Below are 20,176 nucleotides of genomic sequence, written 5' to 3'. Positions count from 1 at the left end.
CTGTGGAGGAGGGTGCGGGAGTGGCTGCGGGGGCGGCTGCGGCGGGGGCTGCGGGGGGTGCGGGTGCGGATAAGGGGGCACCGTTTGAACGATCACCGGGTCGGCGCAGCCCGCCCGCGCCGCGAAGGCCCGCGCCTCGGACGCGGCGCGCGCGCTGTCCGGGGTACGGAGCAGCGTGCACGGCCCGCTCTGCAGTACGGCCCGGTGGAACAGCCCCGCCGCGGAGGGGGCCGCCAGCAGCCCGCACACCGAACCGCTGCCCGCCGACTGGCCGGAGACCGTCACGTTGCCGGGATTCCCGCCGAAGGAGGCGATGTTCGCGCGGGTCCAGCGCAGCGCCTCGATCTGGTCCATCAGCCCGAAGGAACCGGAGCGCCGCGCGTCCTGCCCGGCCAGCTCGGGAAGGCCCAGATAACCGAGCTGGCCCAGGCGGTAGTTGATGCTGATCACGACACTGTTCGTGAGCGTCGCCATGGTGCGTCCGCCGAACTGGGTGCCGGTGCCCTGGCTGTACGCGCCCCCGTGCATCCAGAGGATGACCGGCAGCCGGTCCCCGGCGCGGGCACCCCGGGGGCGGTACACGTCGAGGTAGAGGCAGTCCTCGCTCACGGCCCCCGGGTCGCGCAGGCCGAAGGGCGAGAACTGCAGGCAGGCGGGCGCCTGCCGGTCCGCTTCGCGCACCCCGCTCCAGGCGGCCGGCTCCCGAGGGGCGCGCAGGCGGAACGCCCCGACCGGCGGGGCAGCGTAGGGCACGCCGAGGAACTCCTGCGCGCCGTCGTGGACGCGGCCGCGCAGCGCGCCCTGAGCCATGGCGACCACCGGCCGGGCGGGACCGGGCGGCGCGGCGGCTGCGGGAACCGCGGCGGCGGTCAGTGCGAGAAGGGCGAGGAGCGCGACGACCGTACTGAGCAAGGGACTTGCGGGGACGAGACGGGAGGTCCGGGGGGCGGGGGTGGGGGTCGGTGGCTGTGGCTGTGGCTGTGGCTGCGCCTGTTTCTGTTCCTGTTCCTGTTCCTGTTTCTGTTTCTGTGGCATCCGTGCTCCTGGGTTCGGGGCGGGAGGGTCGGCGGGTCCTTACGGGCGCAGTCCCGCCATCAGGGCGCGGGTGACGGCGGCGTCGGCGGGCCCGGTGTTCCAGTCGGCGTTGACCGGGCTGACGGCGATCTTCCCGGCGCTCACGGCTTCGACGTCGCCGCCCCGGGCCGGGGTCCGCAGGGCCACCTTCACTCCGACCTTCCAGGTGCCGTCGCCCGCGTCGGTGTAGTCCGCCTTCAACAGCGGCTGCGGGTCCTGGAAGGTGGCCGCCACCCCGGCGGCGGTGCCCTTGCCGTCGGCTCCGATGACGGGATGGTTGACGTTGAGGCCGACGCCCGCGGGCAGCAGGGGCCCCGATCCGGCTCGCGAGCGCAGCCGGTCGATCAGCTTGACCGCGAAGTCGAGGGTCGGGCCCATCGCGTTGACCGTGGTCACGGGGTCGGGCACCGCGACGCCGCCGGTGCTCAGGGCGATGGCGGGGATGCCGTTCTCCAGCCCGGCGACGGCGCCGCCGACCGTACCGGAGTGGGTGGCGAGACCGGCCACGTTCGGGCCGAAGTTGGTGCCGGACACCACCAGATCGGGCGCCCGCCCCTCGAACACCTCGGAGAGCCCGAAGGCCACCGCGTCGCCGGGGGATCCGTCGACGGCCCACACCTTCGGCTCGGGGTGGCGCACCGTGACGGAGGGGGCGTTCGAAGCCTTCGTACCGGCACCGCTCTGATTGGTGAGCGGCGCGACGATGGTGACGTCGTGCCCGGCGGCGGTCAGCCGCGCGAAGGCCAGCCGGATGCCCGGTGCGTTGTAGCCGTCGTCGTTGGTGAGCAGGATCCGCAGCGGGCGCGCGGGCGCGGTCGCCGGGCCGGCCTGCGGGGCGGCGGCCGCGGGCACCGCTGCGGCGAGGGCGGGCGCACAGAGCAGCAGGGTGGCCAGCGGCAGGACTCGCTTGCGTTGCACAGAACGCTCCTTGGGAGAGGGGTGGCGGAAGAGGGGTGGTGAGGGGGAAGCGGTCGGGGTGGGGACCGGCGGGCACGTGACCCTCGGCACGGGCCCGCCGGAGTCGGGGGCGGGAGGCCGCGGCGTCAGCGCACGCTGCGGATCGGCAGGATGGCGAGCGCGCCGATCAGCGACAGGGCGCCGCCGACCAGGAACAGCGGGGTGTACCCGCCGAGGGTGGTGACGACGGCGGAGGCGACGAACGGGGCGATGATCTGCGGCCCGGCGTTCGCGATGTTGAGCACGCCCATGTCGCGGGCGGCGTCCTCGGCCCGGGGCAGCACCAGGGTGACGAGCGCGGTGTCGACGGCCATGAAGCAGCCGAAGGCGAGGCCGTTGAGCGTGCTGAAGACGAGCATGCCGGTCCAGGTCGGGCTGACCACGGGGACCACCATGACCAGCCCGGCGAGGGCGGCCGACACCCCGACGAACACCTTGCGGCGGTTCCAGCGGTCGGACAGCAACCCCCCGACCACGGTGGAGACGGCCATGGCGGCCATGGAGACCGGGGTGAGCACCGCCATCGCGTCGGGCGGGGTCAGCCCGGCGGGCAGCGCGATGTGGTCGTCCAGGATGTAGAGCTGATAGCCGACGACCGAGAAGTAGCCGAGGACCATCAGGGCACGCCCGATGAAGGCCCACCGGAAGTCGTGGTGGCCGAGCGCGGAGAGGAACGCCTTGACCTGCGCGCCCTTGCGGGCGGCGGGCGCCGCCGGGGCCACGGCGCGCGGCACGTCCCGGCAGAAGGCGGTGAGCAGCATCGCGGCTCCGGCGATCACCCCGCCGAAGACGAGGTAGCCGGTGCGCAGGTGGTCCGCGGTCTGGGAGGCGATCAGTACGCCGACGGTGCCGCCGATGGGCAGACCCAGCCCCACCACGGCGGAGGCGGTGCCGCGGCGGGCGACCGGGACGCGGTCGGGCACGAGCGCGGTGACGGCGGCCTGGTAGACGTTCATGGTCGCCTGGATCAGGCACCAGCCGATGCCCACGAGGAGCGCCGTACCGACGCTCCCGAGGAAGGCCAGGCCCGCGAGCGAGCCGAGGGCGCCGCCGAGTATCCAGGGGCCGCGGCGGCCGCTGCGGTCGGAGAGGGCGCCGGCGATGGGGTTGAACGCGGTGGCGAAGATCGCGCTGATGCCGCCGATCAGGCCCAGGACGGCGACCTTGTCGTCACCGGCGATGTCGGCGATCTGCGTGGGGAGGAGGACGGAACCGACGCCCATGTAGACCGCCATCATCGCCGAGTTGGCGACGAGCAGCAGGAACAGGAGTCCGCGTCGGTGGGGAGGTTCGTGATCCGCCGGGACGGGCGGGTCGATCAGCTCGTTCGTGACCATGACGACTCCTCGGGGACGGAGCGGGGGGGTGGGGCCGGGGCGGGGGGACGCGGGGGGTGAGGGCGGGCGTGGGGGCCGCCGGTGTGCTGCCGGGGTGGGGTGCACGGGGAGGGGGCCGCCCGGCGCCGGGGGTGCGGGTGCCGGTGCGGGTGGCAGTGCTGGTGCGTGGGCCGGTGCCGGTGGTGTCGCGGAGCGGCGGGGTCACGAGGGAGGGACCCCGCTTCCGAGTGCGGTCGACGTGCGGTACGAAGCGATGTTGTTACACGTGTCACTTCCGCCGTCAGGACACTGTGTAGCACTCAGCCCCAGGGTCCGCCAAGGCCCGGCGCAGGCGGATACCCAGATCGTAACCAGGGCTCGGACCACGGCCTACGCACGTGTAACCACCGCCTCATGGCCACTGACCAGGCCTGGAGCGTCCGAAAACCCTCTTGCCCTTGTGGCTGCGGTCACGCTTCCGCAATACTCCGTGCCGCACGGCGACACCCCCGCCGCCACCTGGCAGCCTCGCGGCCTCACCCCGGGCGGGCCGACACCGCCCACCCCGGCGGCTCGGGCCCGTCCTGACGGCTCGGGCCCGTCCCGGCGGCGGGTCGGCGCGGGCGAGGTCCGCCGTCGGCTCAGGTCCGGGTCAGCGCGGGTTTCCGTCGACTCAGGTCCGCATCAGCTCATGCCCGCGTCGGCCCGGGCCGGCTTCAGCCCCGGCCCCATCAGCTCGGGCTCCCATCGGCCCGGCCCCGCCGGGGCCATCCCGCTTGCGCGGCGGCCCGCTCACGCCCTCGCCCTCACCCTCGCTTCGGCAGGCATCCGCCCCGCCCGGGGGCATCCGGCCCCCGGGCCCCCCGCCGCCCGCCGGACCCACCTCGAAAGGCTCCGCCATGCCCCACTCCGCCACACCCGCGCCACCGCCCACCCCCACCCCCACCCCCGCCCCCGTCTCCGGCCGACCGCACCGGCACCACGTGCCCGCGGCGGCGCCGCGCCGTGCCCTCGCCGTGGGTTCGGCGCTGCTCCTCGCACCCCTGCTGACCGGGCTGCTCCTGCGGGTGGACCAACGCCCCTTCTTCCAGGGGATCGACGACGTCTGGGCCGGTTCGGCGAACGGATCCTCCGCGGGCGCCGCCACCGCGTTCGCCCTGGCGCTCGACCGGCTCGGCGGACCGCTCGGGCTGATCCTGCCGCTGATGCTGACCGGCTGCCTCTGCGTGTACGGGCGTTGGCGGTCGGCGCTCTTCGTCCTCGCCACCGCCATCGTGGCCGACATCGTCGTCGTGCTGCCGCTCAAGGCGGTCGCCGACCGGCCACGCCCGCCGCACCCCTGGGTCCTGGTCAACGACGGCTCGTACCCGTCCGGCCAGGTGTTCAGCACGGTGGCGCTGGTCATCGCGGTCGCGGTGGTGGCGATGCCGCCGACCGCGCGGCGCTGGTGGTGGCTGTTCGGCGGCGGGTACACCGCCGCCATGATGTGGAGCCGTACGTGGCTGCACGCCCAGTGGCTGACCGACACCTTCGGCGGCGCCCTGGCCGGAGCGGGGGCCTGCCTGCTCCTGTGGCGGGTGTTCGCGCGCCTGCTGGAGACGGAGGCGGAGCGCGCCGCGGCCAACACCCTCTGGCTGTGACCGAGCGGCCGCAGGCCACCCCTTGCCGTATCTCGAATCATTGACGGTCGTTGAATTTGCGACATATTCTCAGTGCGGGCCGGCGTGCGTTCGGCGCGCAGCCCAGGAAGGATCGGCTCATGGCTCACATCCCAGGCACGGCCCGGACGGTGGTTGACCTGCCCGGGGGCCGGCTGCGCGGCGCGGAGGAGGACGGGCTCACCGTCTTCCGGGCCGTGCCCTACGCGGCTCCCCCGGTCGGCGATCTGCGCTGGCGGCCCGCGCGGCCGCACCCCGGCTGGAGCGGCACCCGGGACGCGACCGCCGACGGGCCCAGCGCCCCGCAGATGTACCGGGAGGGCGGCGACCCGGTTCTCGGCGGACACGGCGCACCACCCTTCGACGAGGACTGCCTCACCCTCAACGTCTGGACCCCCGCGGCCGATGACGCCCGCAGGCCGGTGCTCGTCTGGATCCACGGAGGCGGCTTCGTGTCGGGCTCCGGATCGATGCCCCAGTACTCCGGCGCCGCCTTCGCCCGCGACGGGGACCTCGTCGTGGTCAGCGTCAACTACCGCATCGGGCCGCTGGGTTACCTCCACCCCGACGTCGAGGACAAGAGCCCGGGCGATGGCAACGGCGACGGAGGCGGCAACGGCAACGGCGGCAACCACTGGCTGACCGACCAGCTCGCCGCCCTGCGCTGGGTGCGCGAGAACATCGCCGCTTTCGGCGGCGACCCGGACTCGATCACGGTCGCGGGCCAGTCGGGCGGCGCGGTGTCCGCCGCCGCCCTCGCCGGAGTTCCCGAAGCCGCGGGCCTGATCCGGCGGGTGATCCTCATGAGCCCGCCCTTCGGCCTGGACTTCCCCGCACCCGAGGCCTCCCTGGAGCGCACCGCCGCCTACCTGGAGCTGGCCGGGGCCAAGAGCATGGCCGAGCTGCGCTCGCTGCCCTGGCCCGCGCTGATCGAGGCCGCCGGTGGTCTCTTCGCCCGGACGGCGCGCTGGGGTTACTGGCCGACGCCGTTCCTCCCCGTCATCGACGGCGTCACCCTCCACCGCCACCCGGCGCAGGCCCTGCTGCACGGGGCCGCGGCCGGGATCGAGGTGCTGATCGGCTGGACCCGCGAGGAGGCCAACTTCGGCTTCGCCCTCGACGAGGGCCTCGCGGCCGCCGACCGGGAGCAGGTCACCGCGCGGATCGGGGAGACCTTCGGGGCGGCAGCCGCCCCCGACGCGTACGCGGCGTACGAGCGCGCCCGGCCGGGGGCCCGCCCGGCCGACGTTCTGATGGACCTCATCACCGACGAGCTGTTCCGGGCGCCCGCCGTGCGGCTCGCCGAGGCGCGCGCGGCCGCGGGGCGACCGGTGTGGGCCTACCAGTTCGATCTCCCCTCCCCCGCGTACGAGGGCCGGCTCGGGGCCGCGCACTGTCTCGAACTCCCCTTCGCCTTCGGGAACTTCGAGCAGTGGGCCGACGCCCCCTTCGTGGCCGGGCTGGATCCCGCCGTCCGCGACGGTCTCGCGCACACCATGCACCGGGCCTGGATCGCCTTCGCCCGCACCGGCGACCCGAACCACCCGGACATGCCGCGGTGGAGCCCGTACGAGAAGGACACCCGCACCACGATGCGCTTCGACTCGGTCGTGACCGCGCTCGGCGACCTCGCCGGGGATGCGCGGCGGTTGCACGAGGGCGCGCTGCGCCCGCTCTCGTCGTAGCGGGGGACCGCAGGTTTCACGGGGGTCGCGCCCGGGCGGGTACACGTCCGGGCGCCCCCGCTCCCGTGATCTAACTCGTGTAACCTTCGAAGGGAAGGCATCGGTTCGATCAAAAGGAGCGTGGAGGGACCTCATGACCGAAGACACTCCGGCCCCGGCTCCGGTTTCCGCCTCCGCGGCGGCTCCCGCACCGACACCCGCTCCCGCACCCGCCTCCCTCACCAGTGCCGACGTGGCCCGGCTCGCCGGGGTGTCGCGCGCGACGGTGTCCTTCGTACTGAACGACACCCAGGGCCACCGCGTCAGCGCGGGCACCCGCGCGCGCGTCCTCGACGCCGCCCGCCAGCTCGGCTACGTACCGCACGCCGCGGCCCGCTCACTGCGCGCCGGGCGCAGCAATCTCGTCCTGATGCCCGCGTCGATCTCCGCGGTCGGCCGCCTGGTCAGCGACTGGGTCGACGATCTGCACAGCGAGCTCGACCGGCACGGCTACACCGCCGTCCTGCACGCGGGCCGCTTCGCCGACCCCGTCGACGCCGCGCGCGCCTGGGCCGAGCTGCGTCCGGCTGCCGTCATCGCCCTCGACGGCGACCGGCTGACCCCGCAGGCCGCCGACCTGCTGCACCGCGCCGGGGTGCGCGGGCTGCTCGCCTTCGCCGCCCGCCCCGTGCCGGGCGTCCACACCATCGGTTTCGACCACGCCCGCATCGGCGCCACCGCCGCCGGGCACCTGATCGCCCGCGGCCGGACCCGCCTCGGCGTGGTCATGCCCCAGGAGCGCGGTCTCGCCGCGCTCGCCGCGCCGCGGCTGGCCGGGGCCGAGTCCGTCGCCGCCCGGCACATGGCCACCGTGACCCCGGTGGAGCTGTCCTACACCCGCGAGTCCGCGACCGCCCTGGCCCGGCGCTGGACCGGTCTCGGCCTGGACTCCGTGTTCGCCTACAACGACGAGTACGCCGCGCTGCTGCTGCACGCGCTGCGGGCCGAGGGGATCGTCGTACCGGACGACGTGGCGATGGTGGGCTCCGACGACCTGATCCTCTCCGCGCTCCAGCAGCCCGCGCTGACCTCGATCCGGCTGGACCTCGTCTCGCCCGCCCGGGTCGCGGACGCGGTGCACGAGCTGATCGAGACCGGCACGACCACGCCCGTACCCGAGATGGAACCGGTGCTCGTGCACCGCCAGACCTCCTAGTGCCGCGGCCTCTCCCCCGGTCAGCGTCCGGCGGGTGACGCCCCTTCAGGCGCGGTCCCGGGCACAGGCCCGGGCACTGATACGGCCACGGGCGCCGGCCGGAGCTCGACCCCGGCGCCCCGGGCCGCCCCCCGGCGGTCCCGGGCTCGGGACGCCTCCCGCGCGAGCGCGGGTGCGCACAGCCACCAGGCCGCCAGCCCGGCACCCGCGCCGGCGGCCGCGCCCGCGACGGTGTCGCTGAGCCAATGCGCGTGCAGCCACGTACGGCTCCACATCATGGCCAGCGTGAAGAGCAGGCCCCCGGCCCAGAAGCCCCGGCGCCGCGCGGCGGGCACCAGCAGGACGCCGACGAGGACGACGAGCAGCGCCGCCCCCGCCGCGTGCCCGGAGGGGAACGATCCGTGGTCGACCCGGACCAGCGGGCCGGCCGGGCGCGGCCGGTCCACGAGGTACTTGAGCCCCTGGACGACGAGCATGTTGCCGAGGAGGTAGACCCCGAGCAGGAAGCCCGCCGACACCCACCGTCGGCGCACGAGCAGGAAGACCAGCAGGGCGAGCGGTACGACGACCCCCGCCGGGCCTCCGAACCAGTTCAGGGCCGCCGCGACCCAGCCGTACGCCCCCTCGTGCGGGCCGCCCATCCACGTCAGCCAGCGGTCGTCCACACCCTGGAACGGCGGGCTCGCCGGGTCCTGCCGGACGACGAGGGCGAGCGCCGCCGGGACGCCCAGCAGCAGGAGCCCCGCCGTCAGGACGCCGGGGCGGCGCGGGGCCGCTCCTCCGGGTGCCTCGGGGTCTGCGGCGGAGGGGGCGACCGCGGTGGCGGGGGCGGACGGTGGAGCGACCGGGATCCTGGACATGGCTGCCTCTCGCGGCCGGGGTACGGCCGTGGTTCTGGGTGTTCGACGTACCCGTGGGGGGCCCGGCCGGTTCGGTCCGGGGCCCCCACGGAACTGCGGTGTGACGGGCGCGGGCACCCGCGCCCCGGCCGTCCCTTCCGGTCGGGCCGGTCGGGCCGTCGGGCTCTTCCGGTCGGGCCGGTCGTGGCCGTCGGGCCGGTCGTGGCCGCCGGGCCGGTCGGGCCGACCGGGACCGCGGCGTCCGGGGCCGTGCCGGGTGCCGCGGCCCCCTGGCCTACCCGGTCACGGCGCCAGGTGGCGGGCGAGGAACGCGACGCTGTCCGCGACGATCCGCGGGACGTCGGGCGAGCCGAGGAAGATGTGGTCGGCGGCTTCGACGGGCTGCAGGGTGACCTCGCCCTCCGCCTCCACCAGGGCCGCGGCGAGCAGCTCGCTCTGGCTGTAGGGGACCAGCCCGTCCTCGCGGCCGTGGATCAGCAGGAACGGCGGCGGGTTCGAGCCGGGCGTGGCGTGCGTGACGGGGCTGGCGGCCTTCGCCAGGTCCGGGCGCTCGGCGACGGGCGCGCCGAGGAGGGCCACGTACGGGTCGGGGAATTCGACCCCGGGCGGCAGCGGCAGCTCCGGCATCGGGTGTGCGGACAGGGCGACCAGGTCGGAAACCCCGTACCAGTCGACGACGGCACGGACCCGGGTGTCCCCCGAGCCCACGCCGTGCGCGCCCTCCAGGGCCTCGCCGTCCGCGCTGTCCGGGCCGACCAGGCCCGCGAGCGCGGCCAGGTGGCCGCCCGCGGATTCGCCCCAGACGCCGATCCGGTCCGGGTCGATCCCGAGGTCCCCGGCGAAGGTGCGGACGTAGCGGATCGCGGCCTTCACGTCGTGCAGCTGGGCCGGGAAGGGGGCTTCGAGGCTGTGCCGGTAGTCGATGGAGACCAGGGCGAGCCCGGCTCCGAGCACCGATCCGTGCAGCAGTGCGGCGGGTACGGTCGGCGGCGGATAGCGCCGGTCGCCGTCCATCCAGCCGCCGCCGTGGATCCACACCACGGCCGGGAAGGGACCCTCACCGGGCGGAACCTGGACGTCCAGCAGCCGGGGGCGGTATCCGGGCGTGGTGGCGTAGGTGATCCCGTCGTAGCGGCGGATCCCGTGCTCGTCCGTGACCGGTGGCACGGGGGCCTGGTAGGGCGGGGGCGGCCAGGTCATGTCGGCCATGTCGATTGCGGCAGGTTGCGTCATTGCGGCCCTTCCAGTTCTGCGCGGCCTCGGTGCGCGGCACGGCTTCGTAACGTATGTCCGAATTGCTTGCGCGGGGTGCCTCGGCGGAATAACGTGTTACACGTGTAATCACGACTCTAGCGACGCGTTTCCGCTGACCACAAGCCCACGGGCGGGGCGATTTCCCCACCTGTTACACGAGCCGCAGCGCGGGCGGCGTCGCCTTCCCCAGGGAGCACGCCATGCTCACCGCCCCGGACACCACCCCAGCACCCTGCACCACCCCAGCACCCCGCACCTCCCCCGCCACCGCCTTCGTCCGATGGGCCGTCGAGCCCACCGCGGCGGCCGTCCCGCGGATCCGGTCCCGCGTCCGGGCGGCGCTCGACGACTGGCGGGTCGCGGCCGAGGTCGCGGACGTCCTACTGCTGGCCGTCAGCGAGCTGACCGGCAACGTCGTCCTGCACGCCGCCACCACACCCCGCATGCGCGTCGGAGTCGCCCTCCGCGGGGGATGGCTGCACCTCGACGTCAGCGACGGATCCCGCACGCCGGCCCGCCCGCCCGCACCCGGCGCCGAGGTCGATCCCGACGCGGAGACGGGGCGGGGCCTGCTGATCGTGCGGCTGATGGTCGCCGAGGCGGGCGGCGAACTCGCCTGGGCAGCAGCCGAGTTCGGCAAGGCCGTCCGGGTCCGGGTGCCGGTCGCCGGGTGCCGGGTGCCGGTCGCCGGGTGCCGGTCGCCGGTCGCCGGTCGCCGGTCGCCGGTCGCCGGTCGCCGCGTAAAAATATCGCGCGCAATTGACGGACGCCAAAATATCGAGATACTTGCCCCATCTCCCCCGCTGCTCCCTGATTGAGGTGCCGCCCCATGGAGCTCTCCCCCTCGGCGCATGCCGATTCCTTCTGCCGCGACCGGCTTCCGCCCTTCTCCGAGTGGCCCCGGCTCCACTTCGACCTCCCGGAGCTGAGCTATCCGGACCGGCTCAACTGCGCCCACAGCCTCCTCGACGAAGCCGTCGAGCGCTGGGGCCCCGACCGCCCCTGCCTGCTGACCCCCACCGAGCGCTGGACGTACGGCGCACTCCTCCAGCGCGCCAACCAGGTCGCCCAGGTGCTCACCGAGGACCTGGGGCTGCTGCCCGGCAACCGCGTCCTGCTGCGCGGACCCAACAACCCGTGGCTCGTCGCCGCCTGGTTCGGCGTCCTGAAGGCGGGCGGGGTAGTCGTCACCACCGTGCCGCTGCTGCGCGCCACCGAGCTCACCGGGCTGTGCGGGATCAGCCGGCCCGCGGTTGCCCTGTGCGACCACCGCTACCTGGAGGAACTCGAAGCGGTCAGCACCCCGGACCCCCTTCAGGTGATCGCGTACGGCGGCCCCGGCGACGACGACCTCACGGTCCGCTGCGCCGCCAAGGACGGCGGCTTCACCAGCGTGCGGACGGCCGCCGACGACGTCGCACTGATCGCCTTCACCTCCGGTACGACCGGGCGGCCCAAGGCCACCCTGCACTTCCACCGGGACGTCCTGGCCAACGCCGACACGTTCTCCCGGCACGTCCTCGCGCCCCGCCCCGACGACGTCTTCACCGGCACCCCGCCGCTCGCGTTCACCTTCGGTCTCGGCGGGCTGGTGGTCTTCCCGCTGCGGGTCGGGGCCGCGACCCTGCTGATCGAGCAGGCCACCCCCCTGCAGCTGGCCGATCTCGTCGCCGCGCACGGGGTGAGCGTCCTGTTCACCGCGCCCACCGCCTACCGCGCGATCCTGGCCGAGGGCGCGGCCGACCGGATGGCGGGCCTGCGCCGCTGCGTGTCCGCGGGCGAACCGCTGCCCGCCGCCGTGTGGGAGGAGTTCCACGCCGCGACGGGGCTGCGCATCATCGACGGCATCGGCGCCACCGAGATGCTGCACGTGTTCATCTCCGCGGCCGACGAGGACATCCGGCCCGGGTCCACGGGCCGGCCCGTCCCCGGCTACCGCGCCGCCGTGGTCGACGAGCACGGCGACCCCGTCCCCGACGGACAGCCCGGCCTGCTCGCCGTCACCGGCCCCACGGGCTGCCGCTACCTCGACGACCCCCGGCAGGTGACGTACGTCCGCAACGGCTGGAACATCACCGGCGACACCTACATCCGGGACAGCGACGGCTACTTCTGGTACGTGGCGCGCAGCGACGACATGATCGTCTCCTCGGGCTACAACATCGCCGGGCCCGAGGTGGAGAAGGCCCTGGCCGGCCATCCGTACGTGGAGGACTGCGGTGTCGTCGGGGTGCCCGACGAGCGGCGCGGGATGCTCGTGAAGGCGTACGTGGTGCTGCGCGCCGGGGTGCCGGCCGTCGAGGCCACCGCCCGGGAGCTCCAGGCCCACGTCAAGGCGGCCATCGCCCCCTTCAAGTACCCGCGCGCCGTGGAGTTCGTCACCGGCCTCCCGCGCACCGGCACCGGCAAGCTCCGGCGCGGCCAACTCCGCCTCCGGGCGCTGGAGTCGGCCGGCCCGCCGCCCCACATGCTGCCGAGCGTGGTGATCGAGCGCCGCGTCGAGTGGCCCGACACCGACGCGGCCGGGCACTACCACCACGCGACCGTCGTGCGCTGGGTCGAGGCGGCCGAGGCGGTGCTGCTGCGGCGCCTGGGCCTGTCCCACCTGTTCGGCAGCACGCCCCGGGTCCGATTCGAGGCCGACTACCGGGCCCGGCTCTGGTTCGGCGAGGCCGTGCGGACGGAACTGCGCGTCACCAAGGTCGGCACCAGCTCCCTGCGCTACGCCTTCACCGTCCACGGGGAGGAGGGCGCGGAGGCCGCCACCGGCCGCATGGTCATCGCCCATTCCGCGGCCCGCGCCACGGGGGCGGCGCCCTGGCCCGCCGAGGTCCGCGAGGTCCTCACGAAGGCCGGTCCGCAGGCACCCGAACTGATCGCGGACGAGCGAGAGAACACCCGAGGAGGCGCCCCGTGCGCGTAGCAGTCATCGGAGGCGGGCCCGGCGGCCTGTACTTCGCGGCCCTGGCCAAACAGCTCTCCCCGCAGTGGGAGATCACCGTCTGGGAGCGCAACGCGCCCGACGACACCTTCGGCTTCGGGGTCGTCTTCTCCGACGAGACCCTCGACGGCATCGCACAGGCCGATCCCGTCGTGCACGCCGCGATGTCGGCGGAGTTCGCCCGCTGGAGCGACATCGACGTCCGGCGCCGGGGCCGGACGCTGACCTCCGGCGGCCACGGTTTCGCCGCGCTGGGCCGTCGGCGGCTGCTGGGCATCCTCCAGGACCGCTGCGCCGCGCTGGACGTGGACGTCCGCTACCGCACGCAGGCGCCACCGCCGGATCAACTGGCCGCCGCATACGACCTGGTGGTCGCCTGTGACGGCGTACGGTCGGCCACGCGGGCCGCCTACGCGGACACCTTCGCCACCGACCTCGACGAGCGGTCGGGGCGGTACATGTGGCTCGGCACCGACAAGGTCTTCGAGGCCTTCACCTTCATCGTCGAGGAGTGCGACTTCGGCACCCTCCAGGTGCACGCCTATCCGTACGACGACACCCGGTCCACCTTCATCGTCGAGATGGACGAGGCCGCGTGGCGGCGCGGCGGTTTCGACCGCTCCGAGTCCCTCGACCTCCCGCCGGGGGCCAGCGACGAGGAGGGCATCAGGCGCTGCGAGGAGATCCTCGCCGCCCATCTGGACGGCCACCGGCTCCTGCCGAACAACTCCAAGTGGCTGCGCTTCACCACCGTGCGCAACCGCACCTGGCGGTACGGGAACACGGTGCTGCTCGGGGACGCCGCGCACACCGCCCACTTCTCGATCGGCTCCGGCACGAAACTCGCCATGGAGGACGCCCTCGCGCTGGCCGCCTGTCTGCACGAGCACGCCGACGTGCCGAGCGCCCTGGCCGCGTACGAGGACGAGCGCCGGCCGGTCGTGGAGTCCACCCAGCGCGCGGCCCAGGCCAGCCTCGAATGGTTCGAGAACATCGACCGGTACACCGGTCAGGAGCCGGAGCAGTTCGCCTTCAACCTGCTGACCCGCAGCCGCCGGGTCACCTTCGACGGCCTGCGCGCGCGGGACGAGGGCTTCACCACCGCGGTCAACGCCTCCGCTCCGGTGCCGCCGATGTTCCGGCCCTTCCGGCTCGGTGGGCTGCGGCTGCGCAACCGGGTCGTCGTGGCGCCCGTGGCCCTGTCCACGGCTCGCGAGGGGGTACCGGGCGACTTCGACCTCGTGCACCTCGCGACGCAGGCCCTCGGCGGCCCGGCCCTGGTCCTGGCCGGGATGACGGCCGTCAGCTCCGGCGGCCGGACCGACGCGGGCTGCCCCGGCCTGTGGACCGACGAGCAGGAGGCGGCCTGGCGGCGGATCACCGCCTTCGTCCACGGCCAGTCGGACGCGTGCCTGGGCATCCAGCTCACCCACGCGGGCCGCCGTGGGTCCGGGGGACCGCTGCTCGCCGCCTCGGCGCTGGCCTGGGACGAGCGGAGCCCGGTGCCCGTCGAGGCGACCCGGGCCGATATGGACCTGGTCGTGCGGGACTTCGTCCGGGCGGCCGAGCGGGCCGACCGGGCCGGCTTCGACGCACTGGAACTCCAATACGGGCACGGCCACTTGATGTCCGGGTTCCTGTCCCCGCTGACCAACCGGCGCACCGACGAGTACGGCGACGGCCCCGGCGGCCGGCTGCGCTTCCCGCTCGAAGTGCTGGGCGCGGTACGGGCGGTGTGGCCCGCCGGGAAGGCCCTGCTGGTGCGGATCTCCGCGACCGACTGGGCACAGGGGGGCCTGAGCGAGGCCGAGGCCGTGGACATCGCCCGCGCCCTCGGCGCGGCGGGCGCCGACGCGATCGACGTCTCGACCGGCGAGGTCGTGGCCGACGAGCGGCCGCGCTACGGCCGCAGCTATCAGACGCCGTACGCGGACCTGATCCGCAACGCCACCGGGCTGGCGACCATCGCGGTCGGCGCGATCTCCTCGTACGACGACGTGAACTCGGTGATCCTCGCGGGCCGGGCCGACCTGTGCGCCCTCGGCCGCGCCCAGCTCCACGACCCGCTGTGGACGCTGCACGCGGCCGCCGCCCAGGGCTACCGCGGACCCGGCGCGCCCTGGGCCCGGTCCTGGGCCGCGGGCAGCCCCCGCCCGCCCGCCGCCCGTACCGACCGGGTGCCGCCCCGCCTCGAACTGCTGCGGCGGGCCGCCGTTCCGGTGCACCAGCGCTGGCGTCCACGCGTCACCACCACCGCCACCGCCTCGACCACCGCCACCGCCGCGACCGCCGCGACCGCCGCCCACTGACCCGCGGAGATTCAGGAGATCCCATGGAGACCCCGCCCCCGCACGCCCCACCTCCCTACGCCCCGCCTCCCTACGCTCCACCCCCTTACACCCCGCCCCCTTACACCCTGCCCCGCTTCACCGCGGCGGCCGTCCAGGCCTCCCCGGTCTACCTCGATCCGGGCGCCACCGTCGACAAGGCCGTCTCCCTGATCGCCGAGGCCGCCGGGAACGGGGCCGGGCTCATCGTCTTCCCCGAGGTGTTCGTCCCCGGTTACCCGTACTGGAACTGGACGATGAACCCGGTGCAGGGCTCGCCCTGGTTCGAGCGCCTGCACCGGGCCTCCGTCGACGTGCCGGGCCCGTACGTCGACACGCTGCGCGCGGCGGCCCGTCAGTACGGCGTCGTCGTGGTCATCGGGGTCAACGAGCGCGGCCCGCACAGCCTCGGCGTCCTCTACAACACTCTGCTGACCATCGACCCCGACGGTGAACTCATCGGCGTGCACCGCAAGTTGGTGCCGACCTGGGCCGAGAAGCTCACCTGGACCGGCGGTGACGGCAGCTCGCTGCGGGTCCACCAGACCCCCGTCGGCCCGCTCGGCGCCCTCGCCTGCGGCGAGAACACCAACACCCTGGCCCGCTTCGCCCTTCTCGCACAGGGCGAACTGATCCACGCCTCCTGCTACATCGCCCTGCCCGTGGCGCCCGCCGACTACGACATGGCCGACGCCATCGCCGTACGGACGGCCGCCCACAGCTTCGAGGGGAAGGTCTTCTCCGTCGTCGCCTGCTCCACCGTCTCACCGGAGATCATCGATCTCCTCGCCGGGGACGACGAGGAGCTGCGGGCCCTGTTCGGCCGCCCGCGCAGCGCGCTGTCCGGCATCTTCGGCCCCGACGGCCGCCCGGTCACCCCGCCGCTCGTGGACGACGAGGGCATCGTCTACGCGGAGATCGACCTGGCCCGCTGCATCCAGCCCAAGCAGATGCACGACATCACCGGGCACTACAACCGCTTCGACATCTTCCGGCTCGAAGTCGACAACCGCCCCCGCCCGCCGGTGACCTTCACCTCTCCCCTGCCCGTTTCCCTGAACGCCCGCTCCGAGGAGGACGTATGACCATCGATCAGGACGACACCGCGCTCGGCCGCGCACGGGTCCTCGACACCCCCGAACTCACCGCCTACTACGCCGAACTCGAGGCGCGCGACGCGGGCGCGCTGTGGACCGTGGCCAACGACATCGAGCCCTGGTACCCGCGGCCCACATCCGTTCCGGTGCTGTGGCGTTACGAGGAGCTGCGCCCGCTCGTCCACAAGGCCCTCGGCCTCGTCACGGCGGACGACGCGGGCCGCCGCGTGGTGATGCTGGTCAACCCCGGTCGCAAGGACGTCAGCGCGGCGGCCGGGCTCCTCTACACGGGCCTGCAGATCATGGGGCCCGGCGAGGCCATGACCGCCCACCGTCACCAGGCCGCCGCGCTGCGCTTCGTCCACGAGGGCACCGGGGCCTGGACGATCGTCGACGGGCAGAAGCTGAAGGTGGGCCCGCGCGATTTCGCGATCACCCCGAACGGCGCCTGGCACGAGCACGGCAACGACGCCACCGACGCCCCGGTGATCTGGCAGGACGGTCTGGACATCCCCCTGGTGAACGCCCTCGACGCGGGTTTCTACGAGGTGCACCCGGAGCTGCGCCAGCAGCCCGGCGAGGTGATCAACTCCTCGGTCCTGACCTACGCGGCGAACCTGCTCCCGTACGGCTCCGAGCGGTGGACCCGGCCCCACTCGCCGCTGCTGGCCTACCCGTGGGAGGCGACGTACGAGGCCCTGCTCGGGCTCGCGAAGGCCACGGAGGGCTCGCCGTACGACGGGATCATCGCGGAGTACACCAACCCGGTGACCGGCGGTTCGGTGATGCCCACCATGGGCGCCCACATGCAGCTGCTGCGCCCGGACCAGGCCACCCTGGCCCACCGGCACACCGGATCGGTGATCTACACGGTGGCGAAGGGCCGCGGGGTCTCGGTGATCGCCGGACAGCGCTTCGCCTGGCAGGAGGGCGACATCTTCTGCGTTCCGTCCTGGGCGTGGCACGAGCACCGCAACCTCGACCCGGCCGAGGACGCCTGCCTCTTCTCCTTCAACGACTTCCCCGTCATGCGCTCGCTCGGCTTCCACCGCGAGGAGGCGTACACCGCCAACGGTGGCCACCAGCCCGCCTCCTGAATGCCCCTCACCCCCGGAGAGACCCCATGCGACTGCTCACCTTCACCACCACCGGATCCGCCGAGCCGGCGCCGCGCCTCGGCGCGGAGAGCGACGGTTCGGTGCACGATCTCGCCGTCCTCGCCGACCAGGCGGGCGTCCGGATCCCGCCCGACCTGCTCTCGCTCGTCCAGGCCGGGCCCGCGGCCCTCGCAGCGGTCCGCGGCCTCCTCGACGGCGCGCCGCCCCGCCACGCCGTCCACCGCCTCGAAGACGTCCGCCTGTGCGCCCCGCACCGGCCCGGAAAGATCATCGGGGTGGGGCTGAACTACGTGGAGCACGTGGCGGAGTCCAGCCGCAGCCTGGACACGGACAAGGAACTGCCCCCGCGTCCGGTGCTGTTCAGCAAGCCCGCGACCGCCGTCACGGGGCCCGGAGCGCCGATCCTGCACAACGCCGATCTCACCGCCCAGCTGGACTGGGAGTGCGAGCTCGCCGTGGTCATCGGCCGCACCGCCTTCCGGGTGACCGAGGAGGAGGCCTACGGGCACATCTTCGGCTACAGCATCGTCAACGACATCAGCGCCCGCGACCAGCGCCGCTCGGGGCAGTGGTTCTTCTCCAAGGGCCAGGACTCCTATGCCCCGTTCGGGCCCGTCGTCGTCACGGCCGACGAGATTTTGGACCCGATGGCCCTGGATCTCGAACTGCGCGTCAACGGCGTCACGAAGCAGAAGTCCAACACCCGCCACATGCTCTTCCCCATCGCCCGGCTCATCGCCGACATCAGCTCCGGCGTGACCCTGGAGCCCGGTGACGTCATCGCGACGGGGTCCCCGTCGGGTGTCGGGGCCGGGATGGTCCCGCCCGAGTTCCTTGTGCCCGGCGACACCGTCGAGGCCACCGTCGAACGCGTCGGCACCCTCACCAACCCCGTCGTGGACGCCCGTTGATCCCCGTACCGAACCCAGGAGCACCCGTGCCGGACCGCACCTACCGCATCGGCCAGATCGTGCCGAGCTCGAACGTCACGATGGAGACGGAAGTGCCGGCCATCCTGCGCGCCCGGGAGGCCGTCGCACCGGAGCGCTTCACCTTCCACTCCAGCCGCATGCGGATGACCCATGTGACGCCGGAACAGCTCAAGGCCATGGACGCCGACTCCGACCGCTGCGCCGTCGAACTGTCCGACGCGCGGGTCGACGTACTCGGCTACGCCTGTCTGGTGGCCATCATGAGCATGGGCCTCGGCTACCACCGCGGCGCCGAGGAGCGCCTGCACGCGCGCACCGTGGAGAACGCGGCCCCCGCACCGGTCGTCACCAGCGCCGGAGCCCTGGTCCAGGGGCTGCACACCATGGGCGCCAGGAAGGTGGCCCTGATCGCGCCGTACATGCGCCCGCTCACGCGGACGGTCGTCGACTACCTCACCCACGAGGGCATCGAAGTCCTCGACTACCGGGCCCTGGAGATCCCGAACAACCTGGACGTGGCCGCCCACGACCCGGCCCGGCTGCCCGGCCTGGCACGCGCGCTCGACCACTCCGACGCGGACGCGGTCGTGCTGTCCGCGTGCGTGCAGATGCCTTCGCTCGGAGCCATCGAGGAGGCCGAGCAGCTGCTCGGCAAGCCGGTCGTCTCCGCGGCCGTCTGCACCGCGCACCAGATGCTGCGGGCGCTCGGCCTGCCCGCGGTGGCTCCCGGGGCCGGGCACCTGCTCTCCGGTGCGTACGCGGCGGCGCCCATCGCCTGACCTGGGGCGGGTGGGCGGCCGGGCCCCTCGGTAGGATCGCCACCCATCCAACGGAAGGCGATCATGTCGGACAGCCCCCTCAGGCCCAGCTCGCTGATCAACACGGTCTACGGGGCCTTTCTGCGCGGCAGCGGTGGCTGGATCTCCATCGCCGACCTGATCACTTTGATGTCGGAACTCGACGTGGAGAGCCAGGCGGTCCGCTCGGCGATCTCACGGCTCAAGAAGAAGGGCGTCCTGGAACCGGAGCGGCGCGGCGCCACCGGTTACCGGCTCAGCCCGGCCGTCCACCCCGTCTTCGACGCGGGCGACCGGCGCATCTTCGCCAGCCTGGAACCGGCGGACCTGTCCGACGGTTGGGCCCTGGCGGTCTTCTCCGTACCGGAATCCGAGCGCGCCCACCGCTACCAGCTGCGCACCCGGCTGACCTGGCTCGGCTTCGGCAACATCGCCTCCGGCGTGTGGCTGGCGCCGGGCCGGGTCCTGGAGGACGCGCGCGCGATGCTGGTCCGGCTCGGGCTCAGCGAGTACGTCCACCTGTTCGCTGCGGCCGACTACGCCGCCTTCAGCGACCTGCCCGAAGCAGTCAGCTCCTGGTGGGACTTCCCGGCGATCCAGGCCCAGTACGCGGCCTTCACCGACGCGTACGCACCGGTCGCCGCCCGCCTCGCGGGCCGTGACGGCACCGCGCCCGCCGAGGCGTTCCGCCACTACGTGCCGATGCTCACCGCATGGCGTCGCCTGCCCTACCTCGACCCGGGTCTGCCCGCGGAGCTGCTGCCCGCGGACTGGAACGCCGTGGGGGCCCGGCAGGTGTTCCAGCAGCTGCACGACGTACTCGCCGGCCCGAGCCTGAGCCATGTACGCAGCGTGACCGCCGCCACCTCCGCCTAGGGGGTGTCTGACGGATGTCCGCGGCGTCGCGGCGCCCGGCACGCGCTCTCGCCGCACCGACCGAAGACCCGAGTACGTCCAGTACACGG

At 73.9% G+C, this 20,176-nt stretch carries 16 protein-coding genes and 1 pseudogene; 12 read left to right on the top strand and 5 right to left on the bottom strand.

Features of this window, described 5'->3' with window-relative positions; all coding sequences use genetic code 11:
* The 3 genes from ABT084_RS35775 to ABT084_RS35765 all read right to left on the bottom strand — a co-directional run.
* Positions 1-912, bottom strand: a 912-nt coding sequence (locus ABT084_RS35775) for a carboxylesterase family protein (RefSeq protein ID WP_351053390.1), incomplete at its 3' end; no start/stop codon positions are given.
* Between the two features lie 162 nt (positions 913-1,074).
* On the bottom strand, positions 1,075-1,992 hold the full coding sequence (surE, locus tag ABT084_RS35770) for a 5'/3'-nucleotidase SurE (protein ID WP_351053388.1): 918 nt from the start codon (positions 1,990-1,992) through the stop codon (positions 1,075-1,077).
* Positions 1,993-2,117: 125 nt separating this feature from the next.
* Positions 2,118-3,368, bottom strand: a complete 1,251-nt coding sequence (locus ABT084_RS35765; RefSeq protein WP_351053386.1) for an MFS transporter — start codon at positions 3,366-3,368, stop codon at positions 2,118-2,120.
* Positions 3,369-4,246: 878 nt separating this feature from the next.
* Between ABT084_RS35765 and ABT084_RS35760 the strand changes: the two genes are divergently transcribed.
* From ABT084_RS35760 to ABT084_RS35750, 3 genes are all read left to right on the top strand, one after another.
* Positions 4,247-4,987, top strand: coding sequence for a phosphatase PAP2 family protein (locus ABT084_RS35760; protein WP_351053384.1), 741 nt, complete (start codon positions 4,247-4,249; stop codon positions 4,985-4,987).
* Between the two features lie 119 nt (positions 4,988-5,106).
* Positions 5,107-6,690 (top strand): carboxylesterase/lipase family protein, encoded by a 1,584-nt coding sequence (locus tag ABT084_RS35755; RefSeq protein ID WP_351053382.1) that lies wholly within the window; start codon positions 5,107-5,109, stop codon positions 6,688-6,690.
* A 133-nt stretch (positions 6,691-6,823) separates the two neighbouring features.
* Complete coding sequence (locus ABT084_RS35750; RefSeq protein WP_351053380.1) at positions 6,824-7,885, top strand: LacI family DNA-binding transcriptional regulator; 1,062 nt, start codon at positions 6,824-6,826, stop codon at positions 7,883-7,885.
* 20 nt (positions 7,886-7,905) lie between these two features.
* On the opposite strand, the gene ABT084_RS35745 is transcribed toward ABT084_RS35750, so the two are convergent.
* Complete coding sequence (locus ABT084_RS35745) at positions 7,906-8,745, bottom strand: phosphatase PAP2 family protein (RefSeq protein WP_351053378.1); 840 nt, start codon at positions 8,743-8,745, stop codon at positions 7,906-7,908.
* Between the two features lie 282 nt (positions 8,746-9,027).
* Positions 9,028-9,978: an alpha/beta hydrolase fold domain-containing protein gene (locus tag ABT084_RS35740; protein ID WP_351053376.1), complete on the bottom strand. Its 951-nt coding sequence runs from the start codon at positions 9,976-9,978 to the stop codon at positions 9,028-9,030.
* A 221-nt stretch (positions 9,979-10,199) separates the two neighbouring features.
* On the opposite strand from ABT084_RS35740, the gene ABT084_RS35735 reads away from it, so the two are divergent.
* The 9 genes and pseudogenes from ABT084_RS35735 to ABT084_RS35695 all read left to right on the top strand — a co-directional run bounded on the left by ABT084_RS35735 (position 10,200) and on the right by ABT084_RS35695 (position 20,087).
* A complete protein-coding gene (locus tag ABT084_RS35735) occupies positions 10,200-10,817 on the top strand; it encodes an ATP-binding protein (RefSeq protein WP_351053374.1) in 618 nt (205 codons plus the stop codon).
* A gap of 11 nt (positions 10,818-10,828) precedes the next feature.
* Positions 10,829-12,454, top strand: a pseudogene (locus ABT084_RS35730) (AMP-binding protein); the annotation flags it as partial.
* A gap of 12 nt (positions 12,455-12,466) precedes the next feature.
* The gene (locus ABT084_RS35725; protein ID WP_351053393.1) at positions 12,467-12,922 is read left to right on the top strand and encodes an acyl-CoA thioesterase; all 456 of its coding nucleotides are present in this window, start codon (positions 12,467-12,469) and stop codon (positions 12,920-12,922) included.
* Positions 12,913-15,249: an oxidoreductase gene (locus ABT084_RS35720; protein ID WP_351053372.1), complete on the top strand. Its 2,337-nt coding sequence runs from the start codon at positions 12,913-12,915 to the stop codon at positions 15,247-15,249. The genes ABT084_RS35725 and ABT084_RS35720 overlap by 10 nt, the downstream gene beginning before the upstream one ends.
* 23 nt (positions 15,250-15,272) lie before the next feature.
* Positions 15,273-16,352, top strand: coding sequence for a carbon-nitrogen hydrolase family protein (locus ABT084_RS35715; protein WP_351053370.1), 1,080 nt, complete (start codon positions 15,273-15,275; stop codon positions 16,350-16,352).
* Positions 16,349-17,461: a cupin domain-containing protein gene (locus ABT084_RS35710; protein ID WP_351053368.1), complete on the top strand. Its 1,113-nt coding sequence runs from the start codon at positions 16,349-16,351 to the stop codon at positions 17,459-17,461. The genes ABT084_RS35715 and ABT084_RS35710 overlap by 4 nt, the downstream gene beginning before the upstream one ends.
* Positions 17,462-17,487: 26 nt before the next feature.
* Positions 17,488-18,393 carry a fumarylacetoacetate hydrolase family protein gene (locus ABT084_RS35705; RefSeq protein WP_351053366.1) on the top strand — a complete coding sequence of 302 codons (906 nt, stop codon included), beginning with the start codon at positions 17,488-17,490 and terminating at the stop codon, positions 18,391-18,393.
* A gap of 80 nt (positions 18,394-18,473) precedes the next feature.
* Positions 18,474-19,193 (top strand): maleate cis-trans isomerase family protein, encoded by a 720-nt coding sequence (locus ABT084_RS35700; RefSeq protein ID WP_351053391.1) that lies wholly within the window; start codon positions 18,474-18,476, stop codon positions 19,191-19,193.
* Between the two features lie 63 nt (positions 19,194-19,256).
* On the top strand, positions 19,257-20,087 hold the full coding sequence (locus ABT084_RS35695) for a PaaX family transcriptional regulator (protein WP_351053364.1): 831 nt from the start codon (positions 19,257-19,259) through the stop codon (positions 20,085-20,087).
* The last annotated feature ends 89 nt before the right edge of the window (positions 20,088-20,176 follow it).

The sequence above is a fragment of the Streptomyces sp. NPDC002138 genome (assembly GCF_040296485.1).
Classification (GTDB): Bacteria; Actinomycetota; Actinomycetes; order Streptomycetales; family Streptomycetaceae; genus Streptomyces.
Note: the sequence above shows the minus strand (reverse complement) of the source record. Positions and strands in the feature narration are given on the sequence as shown.

Bases quoted from the DNA above. Each gene is read 5' to 3' on its own strand.
- ABT084_RS35765 (WP_351053386.1), bottom strand. From the start codon at position 3,368: ATGGTCACGAACGAGCTGATCGACCCGCCCGTCCCGGCGGATCACGAA.
- ABT084_RS35760 (WP_351053384.1), top strand. From the start codon at position 4,247: ATGCCCCACTCCGCCACACCCGCGCCACCGCCCACCCCCACCCCCACC.
- ABT084_RS35755 (WP_351053382.1), top strand. From the start codon at position 5,107: ATGGCTCACATCCCAGGCACGGCCCGGACGGTGGTTGACCTGCCCGGG.
- ABT084_RS35750 (WP_351053380.1), top strand. From the start codon at position 6,824: ATGACCGAAGACACTCCGGCCCCGGCTCCGGTTTCCGCCTCCGCGGCG.
- ABT084_RS35745 (WP_351053378.1), bottom strand. From the start codon at position 8,745: ATGTCCAGGATCCCGGTCGCTCCACCGTCCGCCCCCGCCACCGCGGTC.
- ABT084_RS35740 (WP_351053376.1), bottom strand. From the start codon at position 9,978: ATGACGCAACCTGCCGCAATCGACATGGCCGACATGACCTGGCCGCCC.
- ABT084_RS35735 (WP_351053374.1), top strand. From the start codon at position 10,200: ATGCTCACCGCCCCGGACACCACCCCAGCACCCTGCACCACCCCAGCA.
- ABT084_RS35725 (WP_351053393.1), top strand. From the start codon at position 12,467: ATGCTGCCGAGCGTGGTGATCGAGCGCCGCGTCGAGTGGCCCGACACC.
- ABT084_RS35715 (WP_351053370.1), top strand. From the start codon at position 15,273: ATGGAGACCCCGCCCCCGCACGCCCCACCTCCCTACGCCCCGCCTCCC.
- ABT084_RS35710 (WP_351053368.1), top strand. From the start codon at position 16,349: ATGACCATCGATCAGGACGACACCGCGCTCGGCCGCGCACGGGTCCTC.
- ABT084_RS35705 (WP_351053366.1), top strand. From the start codon at position 17,488: ATGCGACTGCTCACCTTCACCACCACCGGATCCGCCGAGCCGGCGCCG.
- ABT084_RS35700 (WP_351053391.1), top strand. From the start codon at position 18,474: ATGGAGACGGAAGTGCCGGCCATCCTGCGCGCCCGGGAGGCCGTCGCA.
- ABT084_RS35695 (WP_351053364.1), top strand. From the start codon at position 19,257: ATGTCGGACAGCCCCCTCAGGCCCAGCTCGCTGATCAACACGGTCTAC.